We start from the raw sequence: 5,091 nt of genomic DNA, 5'->3' as shown, positions 1-5,091 counted from the left end.
GTGGCGGTGGTGATATGAGTAATGAGAGTCCGTTGGAAAAGAGCTTACTGGACTACGGCAGGGACATGCTCTGCGGTTTGCCTGCCATCAGCCCAAGCATCGGTGCCGATCTGTATGCCGGGCTGGGAATTTCGCTTAGTGGTGGACCGACCTTCGATCTTGCGCGCGGGCAGTTCGGTGTTTCGTGGTCAGTTGCGGTCGGCGTAGGTTTTGGCGTTGATATTGGCGTAGGACTCGCAGGGGGCCCCACCGAAAGCAACATGATTTCCGCAAATCTCGTGGTGGGAGGAGGCATTGCGATTCCTGTTGGACCTGCATTGAACCTCGGTGGCTCCGTTGGCTACAATGTGCTTGGCACCGATCCAGGCTTGTCCGGTGCTGCCATCGGGCGATTTGGGACGCCGCTCGCCTATGTGAACGGGGGAGTGAATGCCGGCTTCAATACTCCATCGCTCTATAATCTTGATTGCAAAGAATAGACCTTTCGGATTCCAAGGAGATTGATATGAAACCATGGATGTCATGGCTGGTATTTTTCTTGATTTGTGCAATGCTATCTTACTTTCTAGCGGAAGGGTGGCCTTCAAGGGTCCTTCTTTTTCTGATAATGTTTGTGCCAATCACAATTTGGGCTTTCCGGAATTTGAAATAATTTCCGGAAAAGAGCTTTCTGGGCCATGGCAGGGATATTCTCAGTGTCCGTCCGAGAAGGATCTGAATGAGATCAATGCGATATGAAAATGGTTTGCGGGCGGTGACACAATTGTGATTCTTTAATTGGCGTCATCATCAGGACAAAGGTCATGTGGACGCCCGAGAACCGCCCCCTGTACAACCGGGATCACCTTCGTTACCCAAGCGACCTGACCGACGCGGAATGGGTGTTGGTGTCGCCTTTGCTTCCTCCGGCCAAGCATGGAGGGCGCCAGCGCAGTGTGGACCTGCGGGAGGTGGTCAACGGGGTGATGTATGTGCTGGGCACCGGCTGCCAGTGGCGGGCGATCCCGAAGGACTTGCCACCGCGCAGCACGGTTTTCGACTATCTGAGCCTGTGGAGTTGGGACGGGACGCTGGACCGCCTCCATCACGAACTCTATGTCCGGTGCCGTGAGCAGGCTGGCCGCGATGCCAGTCCGACCGCAGCGATCATCGACAGCCAGAGCGTGAAAAGCGCTGAAAAAGGGGGCGCTGCATCGACCCGGCGGGCTACGACGCGGGCAAAAAGATCAAAGGCAAGAAGCGGCTGTCGCTGGCGGGATAAAACTCCCCAGAAGTGGCGAATGAAAAGTCCCCGATTATGGCAGGAAAAAGTACATCACAATAATCACCCCACGCAATGGTGGGCGTATCGTATGACAAGTCAACCCGACTAGGTTGTCCAAGGGAGTGTCGTAGCGATGTGTTCTGCTATGGGAAACGGAGACGGACTCTGCCGTTCGTTCGCCAATTACAGCGACTTGGTATATGGCATAGGCTTGCGAGACAGTGAGATTATACGCCTATCGGCGATCCGGAAGAAAATTCACGATTTGTTCTCATCTTGGGAGAAATCACCCCATTGAAGGTGGACACCGCGCCCAGGAACCGGCTTCGTATCGCCGCGTGATTTGGCAGAGTGGCAGACCGCTCAAGCCGCTATATCGTTGATACTCATGATCCCCGAGATCAGCGCCGCGAAGATTGTCCCGATCAGCCCACCCAGTACCAGCGTTAAGCCTGGCACCAGCAATGCAAGGAGCCTGCCAAGCGCAGTAGTCCGCTCCCGTTCCAGCAGGTTTGCCAGATTCGATAAGGCTCGCGGCAAGGCGGTCGCCTGTTCGGCCAATGCCACCAGCCGTGCCAGCCGCTGCGGGAACAGCGGTTCCGCCGACATGGCCCGGCTGAGCGACGTGCCTCCGCGCACGCGTTCCGAGGCACGTTGGGCAGCACCCGCCAGAGCGCGGTTGGACAGGCAAAGGCCGGCGGTCGCCAGCGCATCCGCAAGTGGTACGCCCCCACCCAGCAGGGCGGCCAACGTCCGGGTATAGACAGCGATCTCCGCGTCCCGAACCAATCGGCCCAGCGGCCCTGTCCGCCTCACTAACCACCCATCCATCGCCAACCTGACCACCGGGCGGCGGCGCAGCCTGACGATCGCAAGTCCTCCCATTGCCGGAAGCAGCAGCAGCCACGGCCCGAATTCCCCAAGGAAACGACCGGCGGCCAGGACCGCCGCCGTACTGGCGGGCAGCCGGGTCCCGCTGCCCTCAAAGAGGTTCTCGAACTGCGGGATGACATAGCCGCTCAGCAGGGCCAGCGCCGCCAGCGTCAGCAGGCCCACCAGCGCCGGATAGATCAAGGCCGAAACCAGCTTCTGCCGGAATGTCGTGCGGCCTTCCTCCAGGTCGGCCAGGTGGGACAGGCTGGCGGCGAGACCACCCGCCTGCTCGCCGGCGGCCACCATGCCCTGGGCCTCCGGCGGGAACAGTCCGCCCTGCGCCACCATAGCCCGAGCCAAACCCTCGCCGGCACGCACGCGGCGGCGCACGTCCTCCACCAGGCCCTGTGCCGATGCCCGTTCCATCTTCTCCCCAACCAACCCCAGGGCGGGCTCCAGCGCGATGCCGGCTTCCAGCAGGTTGGCAAGGTCCCGCAGGAAGGACAACCGCTCCGCCGATGTCAGCGCCGGCGGCCTGAACCAGCTGCGCACCGTCCCGGCTTGGGGAAGGGGCCGCAGGGTGACTGGCGTAAGCCCCCGCGCGCGAAGCTGCTCCAACGCCGACTTGTCGCTGCCCGCCTCCAGATGCCCGGTCTCGCGCGACCCATCGGCCCGCAGCGCCCTGTAGCGGAACGTCGCTGTTTCACCCGGCCTTGGCGACACGCATCACCTCCTCCGGCGTCGTATTCCCGGACGCCACCAATTCGGCACCGGCGCGAGTCAGTGTCGGGAAGCCGCGCTCCACCATGAGGTGCTCAAGCGTTTCGGCGCCTGTGCCTTCCCGTATCGACGCGCGCACGACCTCGTCCACGGGCAGCCATTCGGCGAGCGCCCGCCGCCCGCGATATCCCGTCCCGCCACAGGCCGGGCAGCCCACCGCGCGCGGGACCGCATGGATACCGCCCGAAAGCCCCAGCGCGCGGATGTCCCGTTCCGTCACCTCGCGGGTACCCTTGCATTGCGGGCACAGCACGCGCACCAGCCGTTGCGCAAGCACGCCGTTGATCGTGGCCGACAGGAGGTACGGATCGACGCCCATGTCCATCAGGCGCGGCAGCGCCCCAGCGGCACTGTTGGTATGCAGAGTGGACAGCACCAGATGGCCTGTCAGCGCTGCCTGGACCGCGATGGCCGCCGTCTCCCCGTCGCGGATCTCCCCCACAAGGATGACGTCGGGATCCTGTCGCAGGAAGGAACGCAGGACGTGCGCGAAGGTCAGGCCGATGGAAGGTTTCACCTGCGTCTGGTTGACCCCATCCAGCACATACTCCACGGGATCCTCGACCGTCAGGATCTTGCGGCTGCCGGCATCCATGCCGCGAAGCCCGGCGTATAGGGTGGTGGTCTTGCCGCTGCCTGTGGGACCGGTAACCAGGACGATGCCATGCGGTCGTTCCAGTTCCGCGGCCAGCGCCTTCTCTACCGCCGGCGGCAACCCCAGCCGGTCCAGGCGCGTCCCTCCACCACCTGCCTGATCCAACACGCGCAGCACCACATCCTCCCCGTGGACCGTGGGCACCGTGGCGATGCGAAAGTCGATGTCGCGGCCGCCATAGGTCTGCCGGATGCGCCCGTCCTGGGGCAGTCGCCGTTCGCCGATATCCAGACCCGCCATGACCTTCAGCCGGCTGACCAGTCCAGCCGCGTCACGGCGGGGCAGGGTCTCCGTCTCGCCCAGCAGACCATCGACGCGGTACCGAACCACCAGACGGTCGGCCATCGGCTCCACATGGATATCGGTGGCGCGCATCTGCAGCGCCTTCTGGACGAGGTCGCCCACCTGGCGGACCACTGGCCCCTCGTTGGCAAGGTCCCGAAGGCGTTCTGCGTCGCCTTCCAACATATCCGCCGCGGAATCGCCCCCGCCATCCTCGGCCGGCAGGATGCGCGAGAGCGCCGCCTCGATTTCCCGCCCGGTCGCCACCGCCCAGTTCGGCGTACTGCCCAGAGCGAATTCCAGCGCCCGACGCAGGCTGGCGTCGAGCGGATCGGCAAGGAGTACTTCCACCCGTCCGTCGGGCCAAGCTAAGGGCAGGGCACGGTTCGAGCGAAGGAAGGCTGGGTTCAGGTGCGTGTCCGGCGGAAGGATCCCCTCCGCCTGGCTCCCGATATCTCGTAACGGCAGGCCAAGGACGGTGCTGTATGCGGCCGCCATGGCGTCGTCCGGCACAAGGCCGAGATCCAACAAGGCACGGTCAATTCTGGCTGAGCTGGTGGCTCGAGCGCGTGCAAGGGATGACGCAGGAAGCTGCCCCCGTTCTGACAACAGCTCCAGGACCCGGTCCAGCGGAGGGCTACCCTGAGCCGGATGGCTCCTTGTCGACATGCCGGTGCTGGTCATCGCGGTGGACATGAGGAATTGTTATCGCATAACGGGAGTCGTTGGCTAGTCTTAAGGAGATTGAGCCCGCTGGCGGACTTCCTGCTGCATTTTCGGGCATATTACTAATGCCAATGCACCGAAAAATGGGTCAAGGTCTGCAGGATCGGACTCCGCACCGGTTCGGTCAGATCGAGATTACGCTCAGCGGCGGCTTGTCCCGGCGCGCTTGCTAATCATCGTGGACACTACGGATATCAATGTTCACGACGTGCCCGGATGGGCCAGAACCCAACGTCGTTTACGTCCCTTACACAGCCAAAACCGCTCCGGGTATTTCCATAATTATCCTTACCGCGCATTTAGTTGTAGGCAAAGTTAAAATGTCAGTCCTGAGCAAGATAGAAATGTCAGTCTCTGGATCGGTTTTGGCCGGTTTTGGGGGCTGTCATGGGCTGGCTGATGATGAGCGATCGGGATGTCCGGCGTGTTGAGGTATTGGCAGAGATCGAGAGTGGTCAGCTTGGGGTTTCGGACGCGGCTGGGATATTGTGACCTGCTCCCTGGAAATGTG

The 5,091-nt window shown here is 62.3% G+C and carries 4 protein-coding genes and 1 pseudogene; 3 read left to right on the top strand and 2 right to left on the bottom strand.

The window, feature by feature from the left end:
- The 3 genes and pseudogenes from ACM9LZ_RS25525 to ACM9LZ_RS25515 form a co-directional block, all read left to right on the top strand.
- On the top strand, positions 1–479 hold a 479-nt coding region (locus ACM9LZ_RS25525; RefSeq protein ID WP_416622316.1), incomplete at its 5' end, for a hypothetical protein.
- A gap of 34 nt (positions 480–513) precedes the next feature.
- Positions 514–738 (top strand): hypothetical protein, encoded by a 225-nt coding sequence (locus ACM9LZ_RS25520; RefSeq protein ID WP_416622315.1) that lies wholly within the window; start codon positions 514–516, stop codon positions 736–738.
- A gap of 65 nt (positions 739–803) precedes the next feature.
- Positions 804–1,243 (top strand): annotated as a pseudogene (locus ACM9LZ_RS25515) (IS5 family transposase); the annotation flags it as partial.
- Positions 1,244–1,627: 384 nt separating this feature from the next.
- On the opposite strand, the gene ACM9LZ_RS25510 reads toward ACM9LZ_RS25515, so the two are convergent.
- Positions 1,628–2,860, bottom strand: a complete 1,233-nt coding sequence (locus ACM9LZ_RS25510) for a type II secretion system F family protein (protein WP_416622314.1) — start codon at positions 2,858–2,860, stop codon at positions 1,628–1,630.
- Positions 2,841–4,352 (bottom strand): GspE/PulE family protein, encoded by a 1,512-nt coding sequence (locus ACM9LZ_RS25505; protein WP_416622313.1) that lies wholly within the window; start codon positions 4,350–4,352, stop codon positions 2,841–2,843. The genes ACM9LZ_RS25510 and ACM9LZ_RS25505 overlap by 20 nt, the downstream gene beginning before the upstream one ends.
- Positions 4,353–5,091 lie beyond the last annotated feature (739 nt).

Source organism: Niveispirillum fermenti (genome assembly GCF_048066175.1).
GTDB classification, from domain to species: Bacteria; Pseudomonadota; Alphaproteobacteria; order Azospirillales; family Azospirillaceae; genus Niveispirillum; species Niveispirillum fermenti.
The sequence above is the reverse complement of the archived record's forward strand: the minus strand, read 5'-3'. Positions and strand labels throughout refer to the sequence as shown.

Bases quoted from the DNA above. Each gene is read 5' to 3' on its own strand.
- ACM9LZ_RS25520 (WP_416622315.1), top strand. From the start codon at position 514: ATGGATGTCATGGCTGGTATTTTTCTTGATTTGTGCAATGCTATCTTA.
- ACM9LZ_RS25505 (WP_416622313.1), bottom strand. From the start codon at position 4,352: ATGGCGGCCGCATACAGCACCGTCCTTGGCCTGCCGTTACGAGATATC.